Raw genomic sequence first — 24600 nt, 5'->3', positions numbered from 1 at the left:
CTATTTGCTAATAATCAATAATTATAGGTCTTCTGCGTCTATGGTCACCCAGGTGCCATTGCAGTCAATTTTAAAAGACGTTAAACTTAACTCTATACTCCCCTCCCGGTTAAAATATACAAAGGCCACATTGCTGATGGTCACATCTCTCAGGTCCACATCACATGTTTCCGGAATAGTACTTACATAGGTGGACATATTCATATGTTGATAAGTACCGTTAAGTGTAAATTCATTGCCACTCAATTGACTGATTGCAGTATTCAGGTCATTGGTAAAGCTATTAGATATCCATCGCTGATCATCTCCGGCATCTGGCAACCCTATATCCGGACTGGTACTATGGAAGGTAATTTGCCCTGCCTGATCCCCTAACCTGTTATTATTCCCACTTCTAAGAACCTTCATAGAAGTCATTGTAGGGGCAGGTGCAGAAGCTGTAAATTTCGATGGCGTAATCATCACCCTGTCAGTTAAATAGTCGAAGCCTTCAACATGGTATAACACATTGTCGCCCAATTCCAGAAGGTCGCCCTTCGTAAATTTGGCTAATAACTGACAGGCCTCTCCACTGGTAAAGCTCAGGTACTCCTTACCATTTTCCATGGTATAAGCTAAGGGCACATCCAGTACGTATCCCTCCCGGCCAGCTTTAGCTCTGAAGTTGCTGTACTCCCATGATGCCGGCGTATTTTGCTGTAGGTATGAACCGACAAACTCATCGTATGACCTTACCGATACAGGCCTGCCCGTATATTTATCAAAGGCAAGGTTAACATTATGATGTACAATACCATCTTGACGCGTTATTTCCTCTTTTACAATAGCAGGATAGCGAATTATTTTGGATGTAGCATGGGTGTACATCTCCATTCTCGTATGAGTCAGGGAAGGCATCGCCGTCACCTGTGGGACTGGTATAGGGATAATCCCGGCTAGTATCCACCCTAAGCTTACATCTACCTCAACATTGGCATCATATTGCTCTTCCACCACTCCTTTCTGTCCAAATGTAATATCAACTTCCCTTCCGATAGCTTCTTTTGTAACCCCTTCGGCAAGATTAGTGGTGACAGGTATCAGTTCATCTTCAGCAAAATACTTTAGTTGTCGCTCCGTCACAACCACTGCATTTTTAAGGTCGGCACTATAATCTCCGGTATAGTTGGCCTCACGTTTAAACTGACCGTGCATATTATTCTGCTTAAAAGTAAAGCCCTGAGACAGCCACAGGTTGTTTACAAAAACATTTACAAGACCGAATGGAAAAGGAACAAAATCCTTCTTATCGTTGATATCCGTGCGAGACATTTGCATGGGATGATCCTTGGCCGTATGATATTCCTTAATAGTAAAACCCGTATTGACCTCTCCTGAATGGATATTTCGAATCACAACCCTTGAATATCCTACACTCGGACCAGGTAAAATAGATTCTCCAAGTGGGCCTTCAGATTGCTTTTTGTCATCCCCGGCTATTATCTTTTCATACCATTCTGTTTTTTCACGTGCAATAAATTGAACAAGCGCGTTCTCTTCTCTAATAGAAGATGGCTCGTTGGTAGCCACCCCACTGCTCCTCACCGTTTGGGTAGCAGGGTCATTAAATTCATATAGATATTCATTTCCGTAGAGGACTGACTTGTCGTCCAACCCCTTATCGTACATCAGCAAACGTTTAACTCTTAACCCGCCACCTTTTTTGCTAATTGGTGCAGGTACTTTAAAATAAGAATGGTCGATATCAAAATTCTGACACAAACTCGCAGGAGCAACAATTGATTTCGCCATGTTTGCAAGTTGTTTTACAATGCTTATAGGATCATTTCCTGAATTGATACCAGCAGTGGATGCATCACAATTCCCTGATGGATTGAGGTTACCGATTCTCTGGGTCATTACAAAATCTTTACAAACATCATCCGGCAATTTGTTGCTGCTAAGGCTCACATATAATCCATTGGCATCTATATCCACTGCATTAACATTTGCATAACCTGTAATGAACTCTGCGTTACAACTACCCAGATCAACGGAATTATTCCCCATTAACCCGTATAAAAACTTGAAGTACATCTTACCTCCTCCCCTGACATAAGTTTTATCAATAAGGTCTTTTAATATTTGAACCTGACCGTTTGTAAGTGCTATTCCATCATCTGTATCCAGGTAAAATCTATTGGTTATTTGACCCTTCACTTTCATCATAACATGAGCAAGCATGTTTTGCACATAGCTATAATCATCCTGCTCATATTGAATATGGATCTCCCCTTGTGTGGGAAGGGTTATCTTTTTTAATTGCCAGGCTGCCGGATCAAAACCTGTTTCTGGTTTTTGGTTAACCCAATTCTCCATATCGTTATAGCGGCTTTCTCCGTCTTTCTGGTAGTTTCCCCATGGATCTATGTTGAATTCATTATATACAGGGTTCTGATCTTGAGCAGTAAACTGGGCCATTTCATTTTGTATTGCCTGATACTTAGCCGGATAAGGGGACTCAACGGCTGTAGGGTAAGCATAGTCAAAAGTATACGGACTAATCATAGTTTCTGAAATTCCCTCATATTCAAACCAGAGCTTATTGAGTGTAAGTTTTCCTGCACTTGAATTGGTCACTCCATCTACTAAATGATAGTCAAAATCAAAATGAATTGTTTTCAACGCCTTGGCCCCTGATTTCTTGCTCCATACTCCACCACTATAGATAACATCATTGATACTAAACAGCTCTATGCTATTCAACTTCTGAAGTGTTCCGCTACCTTTAGCATTTTTGTTATTAATGGCATCATCACCAGTACCGGCATCTTTCCCATCACTCCTCACCGAAGTGTTAAAAATGGCCACATGGGTTTTGGTTTCAATCGACTGAAGGTAATATATCTCTTTATCCCCCTCACTATAGCTTCCCAAATCGTCTTTTGGGTCTGAAAGAGAATTACGATTGTACGATAGTCCTGTGTATGGTAACCTCCAATGATACCAACTACCTCCTCCGGCATGTCTCTTATAATTAAATTTCGTATAGCCTCCGAAATCATCGGAACTTGGTCCGTTCATAGTCCTGTCCACATAGTCGGGAGAAGTAATTTCTGTCAATAAGTAGGCGGTGGCATATGGAGCATCTTTCTCCTCACCAAATTTGGTTTTATCATCTTTATAATAGACCAGGAAATTTTTCTCAACCTTTCCGGATGGAGCCTTTTGAACCCCATACTGAATACTCTTCTCATTTTTAGAATAAACCGGTAAGCCATAAACATAACGCTGCCCACTCTCGTTGAAAACTGCAAACTCACCGATTCCATCAGGAATGGAAGCGGTGTTGTCATCAGCCATACTTTTAATATCTGACCGGTTGGAGTATACGTGGTAAGGCTTTGTTCCAAATGAATTATTAATCTCACTATTGGTATGGAAGCCAATATAGGACGAACGGGCTGATTTTTCTCCATTATTCATCACAGGAGTAGCAGGTATCGAAGGGTCAAAAGACTTCACTCCGTTGGGACCTCCCCCTGAAATCCCGGCCCTGATATTCTGTTCCCCGGATGAATGATCCCACTCGCCTCCCAAATCATTATTAAATCTAAAAAAGATACTTTCATTACCATCCTCTATGGAAGAAAACGAGCTGATGTCAGATTTCCAATCTCTTGTTGTAATCGCAGAGACACCAACCCCGGCATCTCCTCCCCCTCCAATATTAAAACCACCCTCGGCCTCAATTCCGGCGTTGGCCAAAACCGTTTCACTAACGGTACGGTTGGGTTTAAACTGTCCAATTTCCTTATGATAAAGTCTGAATCCCCCGCCAAGTCCTTCGCCCGTAACCATATAGTTGTCTGCACTGTTAAAAGGGATACCTAAAAAGACATCCTTTTTATTATAAGGAGTTTCTTTCTCTGTGTAATAATCCATTACAGCCTCTTCACCCGCTCTATCCGAATACATATAGCCATATACATCCCTTTCTGCATCGTTTTTGTAATCCTGAACCGAAAAACTTCCAAATACATTACCGGATACACCAAGTTCCAAAAAAATAGGAGTAAACATAACTCCTAAAGAAACATTGACAGAGCCCCCAATATAATCTGAAGACTGAAATGGCCTTGGAGCAGTGGAGTAACTAAAAATGCCATAATTGCTACCTAACAAGTTGACGTTTGACAATGCTTTAGGAAGTTGGATCCTGGTTTTATAGCGCATTTGATTCTTTGATAACTTGAATTTAGGATCCTTTTCTTTAACATTCTCTGTATTATCCTCCGCGGTACCTTTCATATTACTTAGTAATGCTTTCGGGCTAACGTTCAGAGAAAAACTACCGTCTCCATTAGATACATTGTAACCAAGGTTTACAACTCCCTTCCCCAATGGAATGCCAACCCCTGCATTGTAACCGAAACCTTTATAGTTGTTATATCTCAAGGATGCATTTCCCTGAATGGGAAGGTCAAAACTAAATCCTTCAAAAGTAGCTGCTGCCCCAACTGTTGCGGTCCAGTTTGCCGGCATCTTGTTATGGTATTTAACTTTCTGTCCGCTATAGTCATCTGGTAGTCCTCGGGTATTCCTGTTGATCGCACCCGGGTTTAGAGACCATCCGTAGCCCACCCAACTGGCTTCCTCCTCAGGAGTTGCACCACTATGATACGACAGCGACATAGCATAGCCACTACCATGTGGCCCGGGCACATTGAGAACAGGGATATTGTAGGTAAAATCGCCCGAAAAATCATTGACCATATTGGTTGTGGCCACTGGTTCAAAACTCGAAAATTCAGGTTGGTTAGGGCCTGAAGTTAGTGCCCAGGCTACTGATGGAAACAGTGCATGCACAAGCATATTTACTGTTAGAAAAACTGCAATTACCCGTATTAGCTTCCTTTTCCGGTACATACAAATATTGATTAAATAATAAGTTTTGGTTTATCGCTAATTATGTGCTTATCAAAAGAAAAACGATTGGTGCCCACATCCCAAAAAGGATCCTTAAAGACTACCTGTAATTCACGCCAGTCAATTTTCCAGTCTCCACAATGGTATACATCGGGGCTAAATACCATTCTGATTCTCAACTCATTCCCAAGCTCCTGATAACCTGTGAATTGCGTAAGCACAGGTATATACAACTGGTCATTGACTTCCAAAGTGAGTATATCAGAGGCCTGAAAGTTTAAGTAATACACTCGTGAAGTGTACTCCTCCTGGCTGCTAATGTTATAATATATGAGGTTGCTGTAATTGGGGTCATTTTTAGGAGCTTGCAGCACGAGGTCAAAAGTCAATCCACATCGATACTTCGAGTATATCGAATCATAGTCCTGCTGCGAAAAGGCAGCACCATCAGTTTGCAGGTGTTGATAGGTCAGCAATTCAGAAGGCAGATAAGCCAAAGTAATCTCCAATCCGTTTACCTCTTTTTCTTTTTTTAGAGACTTTTCATTATCCTCCAGCCACGTCTGGTAATCACCCCAGTCCATAGGTTTATCAGAAGACTTCCAACAGGATGTGCATAAAAACACCAGGAAACAAATAAATAAAATGCTACTTCCCTTCATAGTTTTCATTAAGGGCTTTTAGCAGATCTTCCGTAATGTCCAACGATTCATCCCCATATAATACACTCCCGGAAGCCGTTGTACCGAGAATGACATCATAGTTATTAGTCTTTGCATATTCTTCCACGAAACTATTTACCTGGTTTAGTACGGCCTGCATCATTTTTTGGTCTTCTTCTCTGGATTTTTCTTCTATTGTTAGTGTATATTGGTCCAGTTGTGATTTTTGCCTATCCAGGTATGCTTCTTTCTCCTGTCTTTCTGATGGGGTAAGTATTTTATAGTCGTTATTATAGCTATTTACAGCACGTTGGAAATCCATGCGCAGCGTATCTACATTAGCCATCCAGACTGCTTTCTTGTTTTCATAATCTACTCTGGCCTCCTTGGTGCCAGAATAATTAAAAATTAACTCCTGAGAACGTACATAAGCAATTTTAGGAGATTGATAAGACAGGAACAAAGACCATGCAGAGAGTGCCGCCAAAATCAGTATTAGCAGCCAGTAAATACTTTTCATGAGATGCATTTAAAATGGGGTGCAATATAGTATCTACCAAATTAATATTCCAAAATAAAAGCAAAAAATAATCATAAAATTACTCTCAAAGCAAATGAACTGAGTTCATCAGTTAATCATTTGTTTTTCACATTCCTAGGCATACAGCATGTATATTGTCAATTAAATATATTTTTCATATTATTTAAAAATAAACTACCGCCTTAAGTACATTTATTATCACCTGATAAAAATGAAAAAAGGACGATAAACTTACATACATGAAATGACAACCGAAGCCCTAGAACTAACGGTGCTGTTTGTTCAAACAAAATCTCTTACTTAGATATTGTGCTCCTGATGCCTGAAACCTCCACTTCTATGGAAGATACAGACACCTTAATGACCTTTACGCCAGCAACTTCATCCCCTTCCTTTATCATGTGTGTCTGTCCATCAATTTTTATAAGCACTACCCTCTCTTTTGCCGATGGGTTCTCAATCAATCCGCTATAAATAATATCTCTTGTTACATTTTGTGTAACTGGTGTTGAAGGGGGAGCAACTGGTGTTTTCGGACTTGTCTTTACCGAATGCTTTCTGACGGGTTTAGTGATTTCAAAAGGATCTTTATAATCTAATAGCAGCGTATAGTCAAATGGTTTGACTACAATTAATGTTGAATCGCGGATTGAAGAGGGGCCGGGATTATACGAGTAAGTACTGGTATCAGTGTAGTCATATACTCTGTATATGACTATGCTCCATATCACAACAACAAATGGCAAAATATATAAAGGCTTCTTATTCTTCATATCAATCTACATCAATAGAAAATTGATATATCTCTGACTGAACATTGCTTCCATTTGCAGAATTTACCCCAACAACCTGCCACTTATAGGTGGAATCTATGTTTGCCAAGGATATCGTCAGGGTGTTTGAAGAAGCCAGGCGCTTCAACGGAGTATCAGGGTTAATTGTTAAAATGTAATTATCTGCTCCTGCCAAAGCTTTCCACCTAAACTGAACAATACTATCGTTAAGGATTTCACCATCTTCCGGAAATTGCAATATCAGGTCTCCCCCTGAGTCTGTATCCTCCCCTACAGTAAGTGACCTTTTAAAAAACAGGGTGGAATATTCTGAATTTCCGGCACTAACTCCCCATTCATAACTTCCTGAATCAAGGGTGTACTCAAAATGATTATTAAACATAACCGTGTCTAAAACCAAAAAATCCGGAGAATCAAAATTTCCTTCCACTATTTGCAGCCTGTAATGTGTAGCGCCGTCTACATGATCCCATAAAAAATTTATTTCGTTAGTACCGGAAACCACACTATCACCGGGTGCAATTAATGTTAAAGTTTTACTACTGATATCTTTTTCCAAAATATCATCGCATGAAGTAATATATACTACACATGATAGTAACACCACCACGCTCCCAAAAATACTTTTACTATTGCTTCTCATCTATTATTATATTTTGAAGTATAAGCCTGCATCTCAAATGTTCGACTCTCTCCCCGGGGTTCTTAAACAAGTAGAATACGGCTGATGATATTTTGGCCCCTTTTATATCTCTTTCCATATAAAACAGAAGCTTTAATATACTTTTATAATCTCCATGCACAATTAATTCGTGGGATTCTATGAGCATGTTATCCATGCCTATATCGTAGTAATGCGGTTTATTAAATTCTTTCAGGTTAACATTTAACGAATCTGACAGACCGGAAATCTTACTTAATAATGCTACTCTATATTGCCGGTCATTGTTGAAAAGATCCAATACCCCTTGTATTCTTGTTTTTTCTACAGCCAACTCTGATGCCTGACCTGCAATACGCTCGGTGTCCATCAGTTGTTTTTGAATATTGCTATTATCGATATAAACAGCCAGCGTCCTTCTGAAATTAAACCAATAAGCACCGATCAGCACTACAACCCACAAAATCAATACAACTTTGGTTTTCTTGCTATATGTAAGTTTATTCCAGTACATCATCTCTAAGAGAAACTTCTATTGTAAAAAAACCAGACTTTTTTAAAGGATCATAGTTATACTCAGGGTACAATACTTCTTTAACCCACTTAAACTCTTTCAACTCAAAAAGAAACTTATTAAAAACCATAGGATTATTGCACCACCCTGTAATAATAATACTATTGAAACGGAAGGATAATTGTTTCCCCTCTTCAGGTTCAGCGTTAGGAGGGTAGATCTCTAAAGATTTTAACTGCATGGCTTCAGGAATACTTCCAGCTATTCTATCTGCGTAAAATGCTAAATGCTTTTTACTAAACCACCCCAATTTATTAATAATTACCTTCTTATTTTCGACTTCCTTGCTAACCAGAGCAAATTTTTTAGTCTGCGCTGACTGTGAAGAAAGCTGACTTCTAAGCATTGAATTAGTTTCACTAAAAGACATGAAAAGGATAAAATTGACCAGTAGAAGCACGAAAAGGCTTCCCAGAGTCACTCTGCCAGCCCATTTAAAAATTTGCTTGTTTTTCCATTCTTTATTTAATCCTGATTTATCAAAGCTAAAACTAATATTGCCTATTGAAAGATAATATTGTAAAACCAGTGCATAGGGAAGTACTTCCCGCGGTTTTAACTCCTGTCCTTCTAAGATGAGTGTCTGGTCCGATTTTGAATTATCCGCTTTACAAATTTCAACAAAGCCCGCTGCATCATAGGTTAAGTCAGCATACGCTGTACGGATAATACCTGTTCCATTCTTAATCAATGGAAGTAAGCTATGAGCAACACAAGGCCCCACGAATACATCTGTTAGTATGAGACCAGCATTTTTTAATTTACTCAAAATTTCATCAAAAACCTCTCTCCTAATTATATGAAATGTAACCGACTGGTGAGTTTTATACCGTTGAATATAAAAATCTTCAATATTTGCCCCGGGAATCATCACATTCAACAGTTCCGCATCGGATCTGTCTTCCCCGGCCCCAAAGTGACTGTAAAAAACACTTTTTCCATCAATTAGTAATACCGTTGGCCAGGTTTTATCCAGATTCTCAATTAACTCACCCTGTTTTCCTACAGAAAATTCACTGTTTAACACTTTAAGTTGCCCCTTCTGGTTCTGAACATCGACAAGAGCCAACTCCCAATTATCCTGCTCAAGAATAGTAATACTGAGACCGGTTAAACGGCGGGGTGTAGTTATATATGACAGCATCTTTTCCATAGCATCATATCAGTATACCACAGTCGGTTTAATAAATATAACTAATTGCTTATCATCTTTCTCCTTTGACCTCGAACTAAACAACCATTTCAAAATGGGTATCCGTGATAAGACCGGGAAGCCGGAACTTGACTCAGACTTCCTGGTTTCTTCCAGCCCTCCAAGCACAATCATCTCTTCGTTTTTAACACGGATTTTCGAAATGAATTTCCTTGTGGCATTACCCGGTGGGGCATTTTCAAATTCGGGAGCAATAAAGTCAGAAAATTCAGCCTCAATATTCAAAGTAATATGTTCATTTCCTGACACTATCGGATTAATATTAATTGACAGGTTGGCTTCGACCTGCCGAAATTGTTGAGATATGGTAGTTATTGGATTTACCCCAGGATTGATATTCTGAGTCTGTTGTATGAAGTAAACTGACTGGCCAATCTTCAAATTAGCCTCATGGCCGTTCAAAGTAGACAGCTTAGGCGTAGATTTAACATCCAGGTTATTATTAGCCTCCAAGGCTTTTAAAGTTGTATAAAATTTAGGTGTTACTTTGCCCAGATTCACAATTCCCGTTTTATTTAATTCATCCAGAGCATTATTAATTGATTTAGAACTTAAAGTTACATCCAGACCTGGGAAAACCTGGCCACTGGTATTAGGAACTGAGTCTGAAAGAAAAGCCCTTATACCGGTTTCTATATTAAAACCCTCTCTCACGTCAACAACAATTACTTCGATAAGAATATTCGGAACCGGCTCGTCTATGGCTCTTATAAAAGCAATTATTTCATCTATTTGAGGAGCACCTCCACTTAATATAATAGAATTAAGGTCTCTGAATACAGTTAGCTGTATTCCTTTAGTAAGTTCCTGGGGTATAAAGGTTTCTATAGCATCAACCGTTCTAAACTGAAGTTTCACCACCTCGGTTTTTCTTAACCCTTCCTGCATTCTGCTCCCTATTATATAAACCCCCTTCTCTTTTTTATAAGTATATTCTGTTGTTCTTAATAATAAGTCCAGCAAGTTATCAAACGAAATATCTTTCATTTTTCCTGTTATACTTCCACTCAGCGGCGCAGAAATAAAGAAATCCTTATTAATTTCCTGTGAGACTTCCCCTATGACAGCCAGAATAGGTACGTTTACCATATCTATCGATACCAATGTATCTCCATTAATAACCTTGTAACTAAAATCCAATTGCCCTTCTCCTTGTAGGGAATTCACAAGGCTTCCGGATGCGTTCCGGCTACTTTTAGCATTGCCAGCAGGCTCTTTCCTGGCTATTACAAAAAAACCATCTTTAGTCTTACTAAAGCTCAGGCCGTTTGAAAATGATATTTGCTCCAATGCCTGTTCAATAGTAACATTTTTCACATAACCACTTATAGTTTCATTACTAAGGCCAGGGGCCAGTATAACATTCCTGTTCGTAACCTCAGTAAATTGCCTTGCAAAAAGTGCCAGACTGTCCTGAGCCAGTTCTATAGTAACTCTGCTATTCGCAGGGTTATACACAATATTCAGTTTCTTTTGCTGATACCTCACTGGTGCTTTCTCTGGGGCTTCATAAGCTGAAAAAGATAATATTGTGTTTACAAAAGTAATATCCAGCTTATATTGCCTGCACAAAAAGTACAGGACATCTTTTACCGTAGCATTCGTAAAATTATTGGTTATTGAAATTTTCAATCCCGGGTCCACACTAATATTTATGTTATGAGTCTCCGCGATGCTTCTTAAAAATTGCTGTATATCTACATTGCTAACCGTAAAATTGACACTCCCATTTAACCCCTCAACTGTGGAGTCTGAAAGTATATTGAGTTGATGCTTTATAACCTCCAGTCTACTGTCAAAATTTTGTTGCGACCAACCGGCAGTTACAATACACAGACCTACCCAAAATAAACACAATGTCTTCTTCATAACTTAATTTACAAGTAAAGAGTATATTTCTTCCAGGGAGGTCTCTCCACTTTTCAACATTTCGAATGCATGGTAAGACATCGTGTTAATGCCTTTCTCCTGAAATACTTCTTTAACCTCTAATTTTCTTTCTTTAATATAATGTGATAACTCCTCATCTACCGGAATCACCTCATAGACCGCCCTCCGACCCTTATACCCAGTTTGAAAACAGTGTTCACACCCTACAGGTATTGCATGCATTTCAATAGGTTCGTATGGGACGAAAGATTTTGGAAATGAGCTACCGTCCAATGGTGTCCACTGCTTACAATGATCACAAAGGCATCTTACCAGTCGCTGGGCGACAGTAGTATTGAGCACGGAAGCTACCAGGTAAGGAGGGATACCCATATCAATTAACCTGGACACTGTGCCCCATGCCGAATTAGTATGAATAGTTGAAAGTACAAGATGTCCGGTTAAAGCCGCCCTTACTGCCATCTGAGCAGTTTCCACATCCCTAATCTCACCAACCATTATTACATCAGGGTCTTGTCGCAAAAAAGTTTTTAAAGCCCTGGAATAATCGAGACCGATGCTCTCTTTAAGCTGTACCTGATTAACACCTTCCAGGGTATACTCAACCGGATCCTCTATCGTCAAAATATTTCTTGATGAATTATTTAATAGTTTAAGTGTAGCATAAAGCGTTGTCGTTTTTCCTGAACCAGTAGGACCACTGATAAGCAGAATACCATTTGGTCGCTTTACCCCTTCCAGGTAAGAAGTTAATTCATTTTCTGAAAAACCTAACTTTTCAATATCGACTGTAGAAACATCATTTTTTAGTATCCTCAACACCATCTTTTCTCCATTTAGTGATGGTAAAACACTAACCCTGATATCAAACTGATACCCCCCTTCGTTATAAAAAATGCGCCCGTCCTGAGGAAGCCGTTTTTCTGCTATGTCCAAATTAGACATGATCTTTAATCTATTGACCAATCCCGGATATTCATTCTTAGGTACAATGTACCTCTCAACCAACTTGCCATCTATCCTTAAACGTATTCTGCATTTTGATTCATAAACCTCAATATGTATATCACTACTACCTAGATTTGCCGCTTCTTCTAAAAGGTCATGAATAAAGCTTTTTGCTGCGACATTTCCTGAAACATCTGGTTCCCTCCTCCTCGCTTCAGCTTTTCTATAATATTTCTGTAATGTCTTACTCACTACCTCCGAAGACTGCTGAACAACAACCACATCTTTCCCTGTAAGCATCTCCAATTGGGCAATCTCTCCTGAACTAAAACTTCTGTCAGAATAAAACCTGATCTTTCCCTGACTCGATTCTATGGGTATAATAGAGTAATGCCATGCCTGCTCTGACGTAATAATTTGCATTAATTCTGTTGAAAGGTTCAGTATATCATCAGAATCACTCATCAGAAAAAAATATTATATGAGAAACCAATACTTAGGTAAGGTTCAAGAATCAAATAAGTTATAAAACAGATGCTTTGATATCCGGCAAGAGGAATTAATTCATTTTTTTTGGTAAAAACCATATGGAGAAACAAGGATACCAAAAGACTGATAACAAAAAATAAAGCAAAAAGGATTAGATCAAAATAAGGTACCAGAATAATCCAAAACAAAATATCCCCTGTTCCTAAATACCGGTTTAAATTAAAATTCGGTCTTCTGTGTTTAAATGAGATATAAAGTATAATGCACAGACAGAGAAACATAATATAAACCAGATTAAAAAAACTTCTTTGGAGAAGCATATTGGCAGAGAACTGGGTTAATAAATAGCCAAGCAAAACGATAAAGCTCAATATAAGCAAAACGAGTCTGATCTGTCTGGATCTGATGTCCTCATAAGCTATAAGCGCTAAAAGGATTACAAGAGAAAATTTCAGTATAATATTCAAAAACTAATCGGGAACTACTTCTACCAAATTACCCAACTGATCAATTTCCCATACGTTAAACTGACCATCGCCATCAAAATCTACTACAGCCGTGGCCCTGGCTAAAAATGTATTTGATGTATAGTTAACAATCTCCACCATATAATTGGCTTGCCCGCCCTCATTCGCCGTAACCAGCGCCTCTTGTTCAAAACCCAGTTGCTGCAGGTCTCCTGAATATCTTGAGTATTCATAAAAATAGGTCTTTTGCAAAGTCTGTAAATGCTTTAGCGCCTGTTTGGCTTCTACGCTTCTTGTTTTGGAAATCAAAGGCATAAGTACTGGTAAAGCCAAAAGTATCAATATACCTATAATCACCAGCACAACCAGAAGTTCAGACAATGTAAACCCGGTAACTTTTTTATTAAATGCAGTTTTCATCGCTACAAAATTAAAAAAAATATTGGTTTATCCTTAATGCAGATCTCTCTATCTGTTTAACAGCACAAAAAAAGCTGCCCTGATAGGGCAGCTCTCTCTGCAATCATATCAAAATTTTAAGGTTTACCTCTCATTATCTCTACCCAGCCATTATATACTTCGCCGGCCACGTCAATTTTGTAGAAGTATATACCATCTGGGATGTCATCCCCTGTCCAGTCATTTTTATAATCATCTGATTTATAAACCTCTGTTCCCCATCTGTTCGTAACTACAAGTTCAACATCAAATTCCGGAAGGTTTCTGACAAAGAACGTATCGTTATACCCATCTCCATTAGGTGTAAAGATGTTAGGTACAAAAAGGTCTGTATTTAAAGGCACGCGCCCTGTAAGTGGCAATACGCAACCTAATTCATCGCTCACTTCAATAAAATACCTACCCGCAGGAATATCTTCATAGATACGTTCGAATTCCAAATTGTTATTCAATCGTACAGTATCATAATCCGTGATGTAGGATTGTCCAGGTACAGCCGCAGAGTCCAGCTCTATTCTTATCAGGTAAGGAGGCTCACCTCCCGAGAACTCATGTATCTGCATAGACCCGGTAAACTTATCAGGCAACGAGCTTGTAGTCTCACCTACCAGGGCAAATAGCTTGGTAGGGATACGTAATATTTCCGGATGTTCATAGACTATTTCAACCTCAGGACAAGCCGCCTGTTCCTGAACAAGCCTCAACCTGTATTCCTTATTAAAGTTAAGGAAGGTACGATTCTGAATTAAAAACTGCTGACCGGAATTGAGTGTAAATGTAACCTCATCCACCAAATCAGATGTGAAGTTGTCAAATACTCTTAAGGTGTACTGCGAAGTATTTTCTCCTTTAATATTTGATAATAATAACTCTCTGTTAACACCCCCGGTTATGCACCCCAGTTTATAGTCAAAGTTCACAGCGGATGGCCCATCAGAAATAGACACCAATCGTCTATTTGGGCAAGTAGCTCCCGTAGAAACAACCGTTACATAGTAGTCACCTTTTGCCAAATCATCAAAAGTAAATGAACCAAATCCATTAGAGGAAACATCAAAGAACTCTGTCGGATCTGTAGTCTGATCCGTACTTATACCAACCTGGAATTGACCAATTGAATGTATAATCACTTCAATTTCTCCATTTGAAGCGGTGTTATTACTGCAATCAGGATCAACCGGATTAGTTGAAAAATCAACCAATCCTGGGAATGGCACCACTATATTAAAGTCTCTCTCACATCCAGCAACTCCGTCGTCAATAACGGTAAGTATATGATTACCGCCTGCCAGATTTTCAAATTTACCGCCTGATGGCAAATCGCTAAAGACTACTCCATCAAGACGATAGCTATAAGAGCCTGTTCCCCCACTGATTGAGGTAATTGTTATACTTCCATCATTGTTGTCACAGCTTGCATCTGTAGTAGAAGTCGTTAATGTGATCTGAGTGTTACTGTTAAATATTGTCACATCTACTTCTGCAGGACAGCTTAAATTAATTGAACCGTCAGGTTTTGCACCTGCAACAAGTATGGTAGTTGTGCCGGCTGGTAAGTTTCTAACAATTCTATCATTAGCCAGTGGTACATATATACCCGATGCATTATACCAATAATCACCCGTGAAGGAGCCGGATAGTCCTGTTAGAGTAACGGTTCCACCAGCTCCACCAAAACATTCAACTGCAGTCTCTGAACCCGGTAAGAGTTCAGCATCTACTGAAGAAAGTTCCTTCAGTTCGACAAAAGAATCTGCAAAAGAACATGTATTACCTGCCCCATCTGAAATAGAATATCTGTATATACCCGCACTAAGAGAGTCCTCAGCAATAACCAGTGTATTTGATGGAGAAGCTACACTATAGCTACCCAAGCCTGATCCGGCTTCAAAAATAACCTGAAGCCCTGAGCTGGTTGTACCAGTTATCTCCAATCTAAAGGCGCCGTTATTATCATCACAATCTGGTCTTGTAATAGAGACAATATTTTTGGTGAATGCAAAGCAGTTTGAGCCTCCACATGAAGGTGGTGCAGCAATTGTTCGAGAAACTGCTGTTGATAAACATCCATTTACATCCATTGCTACAAGGTTATAGGTTCCAGGAGTCAGGTTCGTAAATAATTGATTAGATTGAAATGTAGCTCCTGCATCAATTGAATATTGATATGGGGTAACTCCTCCACTTACAGTAACAATGTCAATCTGTCCATCAGATAAACTACCGGCGCACGTCACATCGGTTACATTTACCGCATCTATACTGATCGTGGTGCCTGCTCCTATCGTTACGGTCTGTACCGCGGACAAACAACCATTCGCATCGATCACCTGAATATCATGATCCCCGGCAGACAAGCCACTGAAAGTATTACTCGCCTGTGATGCGCCTCCATCTACTGTATAACTATATGGAGTGACTCCACCACTTACAGTCGTTACTTCTATTACTCCATCATCTACTCCTGAACATGTCGCATCGGTTGGTGTCACGACATCTATACTGATCGTGGTGCCTGCTCCTATCGTTACGGTCTGTACCGCGGACAAACAACCATTCGCATCGATCACCTGAATATCATGATCCCCGGCAGACAAACCACTGAAAGTATTGCTCGCCTGTGATGCGCCTCCATCTACTGTATAACTATATGGAGTGACTCCACCACTTACAGTCGTTACTTCTATTACTCCATCATCTACTCCTGAACATGTCGCATCGGTTGGTGTCACGACATCTATACTGATCGTGGTGCCTGCTCCTATCGTTACGGTCTGTACCGCGGACAAACAACCATTCGCATCGATCACCTGAATATCATGATCCCCGGCAGACAAACCACTGAAAGTATTGCTCGCCTGTGATGCGCCTCCATCTACTGTATAACTATATGGAGTGACTCCACCACTTACAGTCGTTACTTCTATTACTCCATCATCTACTCCTGAACATGTCGCATCGGTTGGTGTCACGACATCTATACTGATCGTGGTGCCTGCTCCTATTGTTACGGTCTGTACCGCGGACAAACAACCATTCGCATCGATCACCTGAATATCATGATCCCCGGCAGACAAACCACTGAAAGTATTGCTCGCCTGTGATGCGCCTCCATCTACTGTATAACTATATGGAGTGACTCCGCCACTTACAGTCGTTACTTCTATTACTCCATCATCTACTCCTGAACATGTCGCATCGGTTGGTGTCACGACATCTATACTGATCGTGGTGCCTGCTCCTATCGTTACGGTCTGTACCGCGGACAAACAACCATTCGCATCGATCACCTGAATATCATGATCCCCGGCAGACAAGCCACTGAAAGTATTACTCGCCTGTGATGCGCCTCCATCTACTGTATAACTATATGGAGTGACTCCACCACTTACAGTCGTTACTTCTATTACTCCATCATCTACTCCTGAACATGTCGCATCGGTTGGTGTCACGACATCTATACTGATCGTGGTGCCTGCTCCTATCGTTACGGTCTGTACCGCGGACAAACAACCATTCGCATCGATCACCTGAATATCATGATCCCCGGCAGACAAGCCACTGAAAGTATTACTCGCCTGTGATGCGCCTCCATCTACTGTATAACTATATGGAGTGACTCCACCACTTACAGTCGTTACTTCTATTACTCCATCATCTACTCCTGAACATGTCGCATCGGTTGGTGTCACGACATCTATACTGATCGTGGTGCCTGCTCCTATCGTTACGGTCTGTACCGCGGACAAACAACCATTCGCATCGATCACCTGAATATCATGATCCCCGGCAGACAAACCACTGAAAGTATTGCTCGCCTGTGATGCGCCTCCATCTACTGTATAACTATATGGAGTGACTCCGCCACTTACAGTCGTTACTTCTATTACTCCATCATCTACTCCTGAACATGTCGCATCGGTTGGTGTCACGACATCTATACTGATCGTGGTGCCTGCTCCTATCGTTACGGTCTGTACCGCGGACAAACAACCATTCGCATCGATCACCTGAATATCATGATCCCCGGCAGACAAGCCACTGAAAGTATTGCTCGCCTGTGATGCGCCTCCATCTACTGTATAACTATATGGAGTGACTCCGCCACTTACAGTCGTTACTTCTATTACTCCATCATCTACTCCTGAACATGTCGCATCAGTTGGTGTCACGACATCTATACTGATCGTGGTGCCTGCTCCTATCGTTACGGTCTGTACCGCGGACAAACAGCCATTCGCATCAATCACCTGAATATCATGATCCCCGGCAGACAAACCACTGAAAGTATTGCTCGCCTGTGATGCGCCTCCATCTACTGTATAACTATATGGAGTGACTCCACCACTTACAGTCGTTACTTCTATTACTCCATCATCTACTCCTGAACATGTCGCATCGGTTGGTGTCACGACATCTATACTGATCGTGGTGCCTGCTCCTATCGTTACGGTCTGTACCGCGGACAAACAGCCATTCGCATCAATCACCTGAATATCATGATCCCCGGCAGACAAACCACTGAAAGTATTGCTCGCCTGTGATGCGCCTCCATCTACTGTATAACTATATGGAGTGACTCCACCACTTACAGTCGTTACTTCTATTACTCCATCATCTACTCCTGAACATGTCGCATCGGTTGGTGTCACGACATCTATACTGATCGTGGTGCCTGCTCCTATCGTTACGGTCTGTACCGCGGACAAACAGCCATTCGCATCGATCACCTGAATATCATGATCCCCGGCAGACAAGCCACTGAAAGTATTGCTCGCCTGTGATGCGCCTCCATCTACTGTATAACTATATGGAGTGACTCCACCACTTACAGTCGTTACTTCTATTACTCCATCATCTACTCCTGAACATGTCGCATCGGTTGGTGTCACGACATCTATACTGATCGTGGTGCCTGCTCCTATCGTTACGGTCTGTACCGCGGACAAACAACCATTCGCATCGATCACCTGAATATCATGATCCCCGGCAGACAAGCCACTGAAAGTATTGCTCGCCTGTGATGCGCCTCCATCTACTGTATAACTATATGGAGTGACTCCGCCACTTACAGTCGTTACTTCTATTACTCCATCATCTACTCCTGAACATGTCGCATCAGTTGGTGTCACGACATCTATACTGATCGTGGTGCCTGCTCCTATCGTTACGGTCTGTACCGCGGACAAACAGCCATTCGCATCGATCACCTGAATATCATGATCCCCGGCAGACAAGCCACTGAAAGTATTGCTCGCCTGTGATGCGCCTCCATCTACTGTATAACTATATGGAGTGACTCCACCACTTACAGTCGTTACTTCTATTACTCCATCATCTACTCCTGAACATGTCGCATCGGTTGGTGTCACGACATCTATACTGATCGTGGTGCCTGCTCCTATCGTTACGGTCTGTACCGCGGACAAACAACCATTCGCATCGATCACCTGAATATCATGATCCCCGGCAGACAAGCCACTGAAAGTATTGCTCGCCTGTGATGCGCCTCCATCTACTGTATAACTATATGGAGTGACTCCGCCACTTACAGTCGTTACTTCTATTACTCCATCATCTACTCCTGAACATGTCGCATCAGTTGGTGTCACGACATCTATACTGATCGTGGTGCCTGCTCCTATCGTTACGGTCTGTACCGCGGACAAACAGCCATTCGCATCAATCACCTGAATATCATGATCCCCGGCAGACAAACCACTGAAAGTATTGCTCGCCTGTGATGCGCCTCCATCTACTGTATAACTATATGGAGTGACTCCACCACTTACAGTCGTTACTTCTATTACTCCATCATCTACTCCTGAACATGTCGCATCGGTTGGTGTCACGACATCTATACTGATCGTGGTGCCTGCTCCTATCGTTACGGTCTGTACCGCGGACAAACAACCATTCGCATCGATCACCTGAATATCATGATCCCCGGCAGACAAGCCACTGAAAGTATTGCTCGCCTGTGATGCGCCTCCATCTACTGTATAACTATATGGAGTGACTCCGCCACTTACAGTCGTTACTTCTATTACTCCATCATCTACTCCTGAACATGTCGCATCGGTGGTTGTAACATTAATGGTAATTGGCAAAGGCTCGTTAATCACTGCTCCTACCGTAATGGTACATAGATTCGCATCGCGTACCGTTACTGTATAGCTTCCTACTGATAAACCAGTGAACTGGTTACTGGTCTGGAAGTTTACTCCATCAAGTGAGTACTCCAATGGGCCTGTACCCCCACTCGCTGTAACATCAATAATACCATCTGATAACCCATTACAGCTCGCATCTGTAGTACTGGTACTTGCTGTTATTACCAAAGGCTCGTTAATCACTGCTCCTACCGTAATGGTACATAAATTCGCATCACGTACCGTTACCGTATAGCTTCCTGCTGATAAACCCGTGAACTGGTTACTGGCCTGGAAGTTTACTCCATCAAGTGAGTACTCCAATGTGCCTGTACCCCCACTCGCCGTAACATCAATAATACCATCTGATAACCCATTACAGCTTGCATCTGTAATACTGGTACTTGCTGTTATTACCAAAGGCTCGTTAATCACTGCTCCTACCGTAATGGTACATAGATTCGCATCACGCACCGTTACTGTATAGCTTCCTGCTGATAAACCCGTGAACTGGTTACTGGCCTGGAAGTTTACTCCATCAAGTGAGTACTCCAATGTACCTGTCCCTCCACTCGCTGTAACATCGATTGTTCCATCAGAACCTCCATTACAGCTCGCATCTGTAGTACTGGTACTTACTGTTATTACCAAAGGCTCGTTAATCACTGCTCCTACCGTAATGGTACATAAATTCGCATCACGCACCGTTACTGTATAGCTTCCTGCTGATAAACCCGTGAACTGGTTACTGGCCTGGAAGTTTACTCCATCAAGTGAGTACTCCAATGTACCTGTACCCCCACTCGCTGTAACATCGATTGTTCCGTCAGAACCTCCATTACAGCTTGCATCTGTAATACTGGTACTTGCTGTTATTACCAAAGGCTCGTTAATCACTGCTCCTACCGTAATGGTACATAGATTCGCATCGCGTACCGTTACTGTATAGCTTCCTGCTGATAAACCCGTGAACTGGTTACTGGTCTGGAAGTTTACTCCATCAAGTGAGTACTCCAATGTGCCTGTACCCCCACTCGCCGTAACATCAATAATACCATCTGATAACCCATTACAGCTCGCATCTGTAGTACTGGTACTTGCTGTTATTACCAAAGGCTCGTTAATCACTGCTCCTACCGTAATGGTACATAGATTCGCATCACGCACCGTTACTATATAGCTTCCTGCTGATAAACCCGTGAACTGGTTACTGGCCTGGAAGTTTACTCCATCAAGTGAGTACTCCAATGTACCTGTCCCTCCACTCGCTGTAACATCGATTGTTCCATCAGAACCTCCATTACAGCTCGCATCTGTAGTACTGGTACTTACTGTTATTACCAAAGGCTCGTTAATCACTGCTCCTACCGTAATGGTACATAGATTCGCATCGCGTACCGTTACTGTATAGCTTCCTGCTGATAAACCCGTGAACTGGTTACTGGCCTGGAAGTTTACTCCATCAAGTGAGTACTCCAATGTGCCCGTACCCCCACTCGCTGTAACATCAATAATACCATCCGATAACCCATTACAGCTTGCATCTGTAGTACTGGTACTTGCTGTTATTACCAAAGGCTCATTAATCACTGCTCCTACCGTAATGGTACATAGATTCGCATCGCGCACCGTTACTGTATAGCTTCCTGCTGATAAACCCGTGAACTGGTTACTGGTCTGGAAGTTTACTCCATCAAGTGAGTACTCCAATGTACCTGTCCCTCCACTCGCTGTAACATCGATTGTTCCATCAGAACCTCCATTACAGCTCGCATCTGTAGTACTGGTACTTGCTGTTATTACCAAAGGCTCGTTAATCACTGCTCCTACCGTAATGGTACATAGATTCGCATCACGCACCGTTACTGTATAGCTTCCTGCTGATAAACCCGTGAACTGGTTACTGGCCTGGAAGTTTACTCCATCAAGTGAGTACTCCAATGTGCCTGTACCCCCACTCGCCGTAACATCAATAGTTCCGTCAGAACCTCCATTACAGCTCGCATCTGTAGTGCTGGTACTTGCTGTTATTACCAAAGGCTCGTTAATCACTGCTCCTACCGTAATGGTACATAGATTCGCATCACGCACCGTTACTGTATAGCTTCCTGCTGATAAACCCGTGAACTGGTTACTGGCCTGGAAGTTTACTCCATCAAGTGAGTACTCCAATGTGCCTGTACCCCCACTCGCCGTAACATCAATAATACCATCCGATAACCCATTACAGGTAATATCTGTAGTACTGGTACTTGCTGTTATTACCAAAGGCTCGTTAATCACTGCTCCTACCGTAATGGTACATAGATTCGCATCGCGTACCGTTACTGTATAGCTTCCTGCTGATAAACCCGTGAACTGGTTACTGGCCTGGAAGTTTACTCCATCAAGTGAGTACTCCAATGTGCCCGTACCCCCACTCGCTGTAACATCAATAATACCATCCGATAACCCATTACAGGTAATATCTGTAGTACTGGTACTTGCTGTTATTACCAAAGGCTCATTAATCACTGCTCCTACCGTAATGGTACATAGATTCGCATCGCGCACCGTTACTGTATAGCTTCCTGCTGATAAACCCGTGAACTGGTTACTGGCCTGGAAGTTTACTCCATCAAGTGAGTACTCCAATGTACCTGTCCCTCCACTCGCTGTAACATCGATTGTTCCGTCAGAACCTCCATTACAGCTTGCATCTGTAATACTGGTACTTGCTGTTATTATCAAAGGCTCGTTAATCACTGCTCCTACCGTAATGGTACATAAATTCGCATCACGCACCGTTACCGTATAGCTTCCTGCTGATAAACCCGTGAACTGGTTACTCGCCTGGAAGTTTACTCCATCAAGTGAGTACTCCAATGTACCTGTCCCTCCACTCGCTGTAACATCGATTGTTCCATCAGAACCTCCATTACAGCTCGCATCTGTAGTACTGGTACTTACTGTTATTACCAAAGGCTCGTTAATCACTGCTCCTACCGTAATGGTACATAAATTCGCATCACGCACCGTTACTGTATAGCTTCCTGCTGATAAACCCGTGAACTGGTTACTCGCCTGGAAGTTTACTCCATCAAGTGAGTACTCCAATGTACCTGTACCCCCACTCGCTGTAACATCAATAATACCATCTGATAACCCATTACAGCTCGCATCTGTAGTACTGGTACTTGCTGTTATTATTAAAGGTTCAGTCACAACGACAGAGCTCTCAGCAGTACAACCATCAATATCTGTCACCTCAATAGAAATTGTTCCAGGAGCCGCGTTACTGAAATCCACAGAGTTAGCATTGTTTGTAATTGTAGCTCCCGCAGAATTAATCAATGTGGAGAAAGAAAAAGAAGACCTTCCTCCTGAAACATTAAATGTCCCAGCACCATCTGTATCTCCATTACAGTCAAGGATAATATCTCCAGTATTGTTCAATTGTAAATCATACCATTCAATAATAACCTCATCAGTAGTACCAGGACAGGTCATACTAAGGTCAGTGATAGTCCATCTAAATTCATTGATACCTGTTGATAAACCTGTAACCGTAGCATTAGGAGTATTTGCATCAGGAGAAAAGGATCCCGAACCTTGTAAAACCGTCCATGTTCCCTGTTCTCCACTTAAAAAGTTATTTCCGGCCAAGGTTGCTGCATCTGAACATAACAATTGATCAGAACCTGCATCAGCAGTGGTAACAATCGCCACAAAAATCCCATTTAGGTCAAAAGTACAATTATTCGCATCTGTTACTGTCACATCGTAAGTTCCTGCATCTAGGTTAACAGGGTCCTCAACATCCCCTATTGCCGTAGGACCACTCCATGCAAATGAATATGGAGCTACTCCTCCTGTAACTGTCAAATCTATGGCACCTGTTCCAGGTGTACAAGCTGGAGAAACACTTGAAGAAACATCCATTGCATTAGCAGAATTCACATTAATACCGAACCCTCCTATTATTGACGTGCATGGTCCCGGACCATTTACCCTTATCACATAATCACCGTCGGGAACCAACCCAAACTGAACAATATTGGGAGCTATTTCAGTAACAGTTACAGGTCCGAAGGGATCAGAAACTGCAGTTGGTCCCGAAAGGTCAAATAATACATACGTAAAAGGGGGGGTTCCATCGTTAAAGGTAGCCGTAATAGTAGCCTCTTCACTGGCATCATTACATACTTCTATAACAGAATTAGCATTTGTAGGACATTGACCATACAAATAAACCGGACCTAAAAGTAAAAGAAAGGTTAAAAGTCTCTTCATTATTGTCGTTTTCTGCTGATTTTTATCCCTTGCAAACCACCTATTGTTTTAGAGCAATCTCCAGACTCCATTTGAACCAGATATGACGACTCCTTTAGTTGGTCAAACTTTAAAATATCAGAATTGGAGTACACTGTTTCTTCCCGGATGAATTCGTAACTTCCGCCATTAAGATCAAAAAGTTTAAATGTCAAAGGGAAGACCCCTTTTTTAACTTCTATCAATATTTGGCCATTGTCATCTGAACCATAACAATTGTTTACACTATAATCTATAACCATATTGTCACACCCAGTATCAATATCGGCGTTAAGAATTAGTGGACTTAAATAAAGAGCTAAAGCTATAAACAGTAACCGCGCCTGATAGGACATAATTTAAAAAGTTTTCAATATATATAGTTAAAAAAATTAAAGTAACCGACTACAGACATATTGTACTATTCCGACATAGTATCAAAAAGTAAAGATGTATCTTTAATTGGTTTTTTCAAATAGTAATGCTTATCAAAGGCTCAATTTAGTCATATGAGTAATATTTCGTAATAAAAAACCCAGTTTTTACACAATA

General features: G+C 41.3%; 12 protein-coding genes. All 12 read right to left on the bottom strand.

Translation table 11 applies throughout. From position 1 onward, the window contains the following. Positions 1-21: 21 nt before the first annotated feature. The 12 genes from LVD17_RS19020 to LVD17_RS18965 all read right to left on the bottom strand — a co-directional run bounded on the left by LVD17_RS19020 (position 22) and on the right by LVD17_RS18965 (position 24224). The gene (locus LVD17_RS19020) at positions 22-4908 is read right to left on the bottom strand and encodes a hypothetical protein (protein ID WP_233760593.1); all 4887 of its coding nucleotides are present in this window, start codon (positions 4906-4908) and stop codon (positions 22-24) included. Between the two features lie 11 nt (positions 4909-4919). Further along, complete coding sequence (locus LVD17_RS19015; RefSeq protein WP_233760592.1) at positions 4920-5579, bottom strand: hypothetical protein; 660 nt, start codon at positions 5577-5579, stop codon at positions 4920-4922. Further along, positions 5557-6090, bottom strand: a complete 534-nt coding sequence (locus LVD17_RS19010; protein WP_233760591.1) for an OmpH/Skp family outer membrane protein — start codon at positions 6088-6090, stop codon at positions 5557-5559. The genes LVD17_RS19015 and LVD17_RS19010 overlap by 23 nt, the downstream gene beginning before the upstream one ends. A gap of 317 nt (positions 6091-6407) precedes the next feature. Beyond that, on the bottom strand, positions 6408-6884 hold the full coding sequence (locus LVD17_RS19005; protein ID WP_233760590.1) for a hypothetical protein: 477 nt from the start codon (positions 6882-6884) through the stop codon (positions 6408-6410). Between the two features lies 1 nt (position 6885). Beyond that, positions 6886-7548: a hypothetical protein gene (locus LVD17_RS19000; RefSeq protein WP_233760589.1), complete on the bottom strand. Its 663-nt coding sequence runs from the start codon at positions 7546-7548 to the stop codon at positions 6886-6888. Beyond that, on the bottom strand, positions 7535-8083 hold the full coding sequence (locus LVD17_RS18995; RefSeq protein ID WP_233760588.1) for a hypothetical protein: 549 nt from the start codon (positions 8081-8083) through the stop codon (positions 7535-7537). Before LVD17_RS18995 ends, LVD17_RS19000 begins: the two co-directional genes overlap by 14 nt. Then, positions 8067-9293, bottom strand: a complete 1227-nt coding sequence (locus tag LVD17_RS18990; RefSeq protein WP_233760587.1) for a hypothetical protein — start codon at positions 9291-9293, stop codon at positions 8067-8069. Before LVD17_RS18990 ends, LVD17_RS18995 begins: the two co-directional genes overlap by 17 nt. Before the next feature lie 9 nt (positions 9294-9302). Then, entirely contained in the window at positions 9303-11222 is a 1920-nt protein-coding gene (locus LVD17_RS18985; RefSeq protein ID WP_233760586.1) for a secretin GspD/PilQ domain-containing protein, read from the bottom strand. A 3-nt stretch (positions 11223-11225) separates the two neighbouring features. Further along, positions 11226-12656: a GspE/PulE family protein gene (locus LVD17_RS18980; RefSeq protein ID WP_233760585.1), complete on the bottom strand. Its 1431-nt coding sequence runs from the start codon at positions 12654-12656 to the stop codon at positions 11226-11228. A 494-nt stretch (positions 12657-13150) separates the two neighbouring features. Continuing rightward, positions 13151-13567 carry a prepilin-type N-terminal cleavage/methylation domain-containing protein gene (locus LVD17_RS18975; RefSeq protein ID WP_233760584.1) on the bottom strand — a complete coding sequence of 139 codons (417 nt, stop codon included), beginning with the start codon at positions 13565-13567 and terminating at the stop codon, positions 13151-13153. A 116-nt stretch (positions 13568-13683) separates the two neighbouring features. Beyond that, positions 13684-24030: a T9SS type B sorting domain-containing protein gene (locus LVD17_RS18970; RefSeq protein ID WP_233760583.1), complete on the bottom strand. Its 10347-nt coding sequence runs from the start codon at positions 24028-24030 to the stop codon at positions 13684-13686. After that, positions 24030-24224, bottom strand: coding sequence for a hypothetical protein (locus LVD17_RS18965; protein WP_233760582.1), 195 nt, complete (start codon positions 24222-24224; stop codon positions 24030-24032). The genes LVD17_RS18970 and LVD17_RS18965 overlap by 1 nt, the downstream gene beginning before the upstream one ends. Positions 24225-24600 lie beyond the last annotated feature (376 nt).

The organism is Fulvivirga ulvae (genome assembly GCF_021389975.1).
Lineage (GTDB): Bacteria > Bacteroidota > Bacteroidia > Cytophagales > Cyclobacteriaceae > Fulvivirga > Fulvivirga ulvae.
This window is presented reverse-complemented; position numbering and strand designations above follow the sequence as displayed.

What these genes read in the sequence shown, in the direction of transcription:
- LVD17_RS18970 (WP_233760583.1), bottom strand. Translation starts at nt 24,030, where the DNA reads ATGAAGAGACTTTTAACCTTTCTTTTACTTTTAGGTCCGGTTTATTTG.
- LVD17_RS19010 (WP_233760591.1), bottom strand. Translation starts at nt 6,090, where the DNA reads ATGAAAAGTATTTACTGGCTGCTAATACTGATTTTGGCGGCACTCTCT.
- LVD17_RS18995 (WP_233760588.1), bottom strand. Translation starts at nt 8,083, where the DNA reads ATGATGTACTGGAATAAACTTACATATAGCAAGAAAACCAAAGTTGTA.
- LVD17_RS18975 (WP_233760584.1), bottom strand. Translation starts at nt 13,567, where the DNA reads ATGAAAACTGCATTTAATAAAAAAGTTACCGGGTTTACATTGTCTGAA.
- LVD17_RS19005 (WP_233760590.1), bottom strand. Translation starts at nt 6,884, where the DNA reads ATGAAGAATAAGAAGCCTTTATATATTTTGCCATTTGTTGTTGTGATA.
- LVD17_RS19000 (WP_233760589.1), bottom strand. Translation starts at nt 7,548, where the DNA reads ATGAGAAGCAATAGTAAAAGTATTTTTGGGAGCGTGGTGGTGTTACTA.
- LVD17_RS18990 (WP_233760587.1), bottom strand. Translation starts at nt 9,293, where the DNA reads ATGGAAAAGATGCTGTCATATATAACTACACCCCGCCGTTTAACCGGT.
- LVD17_RS18980 (WP_233760585.1), bottom strand. Translation starts at nt 12,656, where the DNA reads ATGAGTGATTCTGATGATATACTGAACCTTTCAACAGAATTAATGCAA.
- LVD17_RS19015 (WP_233760592.1), bottom strand. Translation starts at nt 5,579, where the DNA reads ATGAAAACTATGAAGGGAAGTAGCATTTTATTTATTTGTTTCCTGGTG.
- LVD17_RS18985 (WP_233760586.1), bottom strand. Translation starts at nt 11,222, where the DNA reads ATGAAGAAGACATTGTGTTTATTTTGGGTAGGTCTGTGTATTGTAACT.
- LVD17_RS19020 (WP_233760593.1), bottom strand. Translation starts at nt 4,908, where the DNA reads ATGTACCGGAAAAGGAAGCTAATACGGGTAATTGCAGTTTTTCTAACA.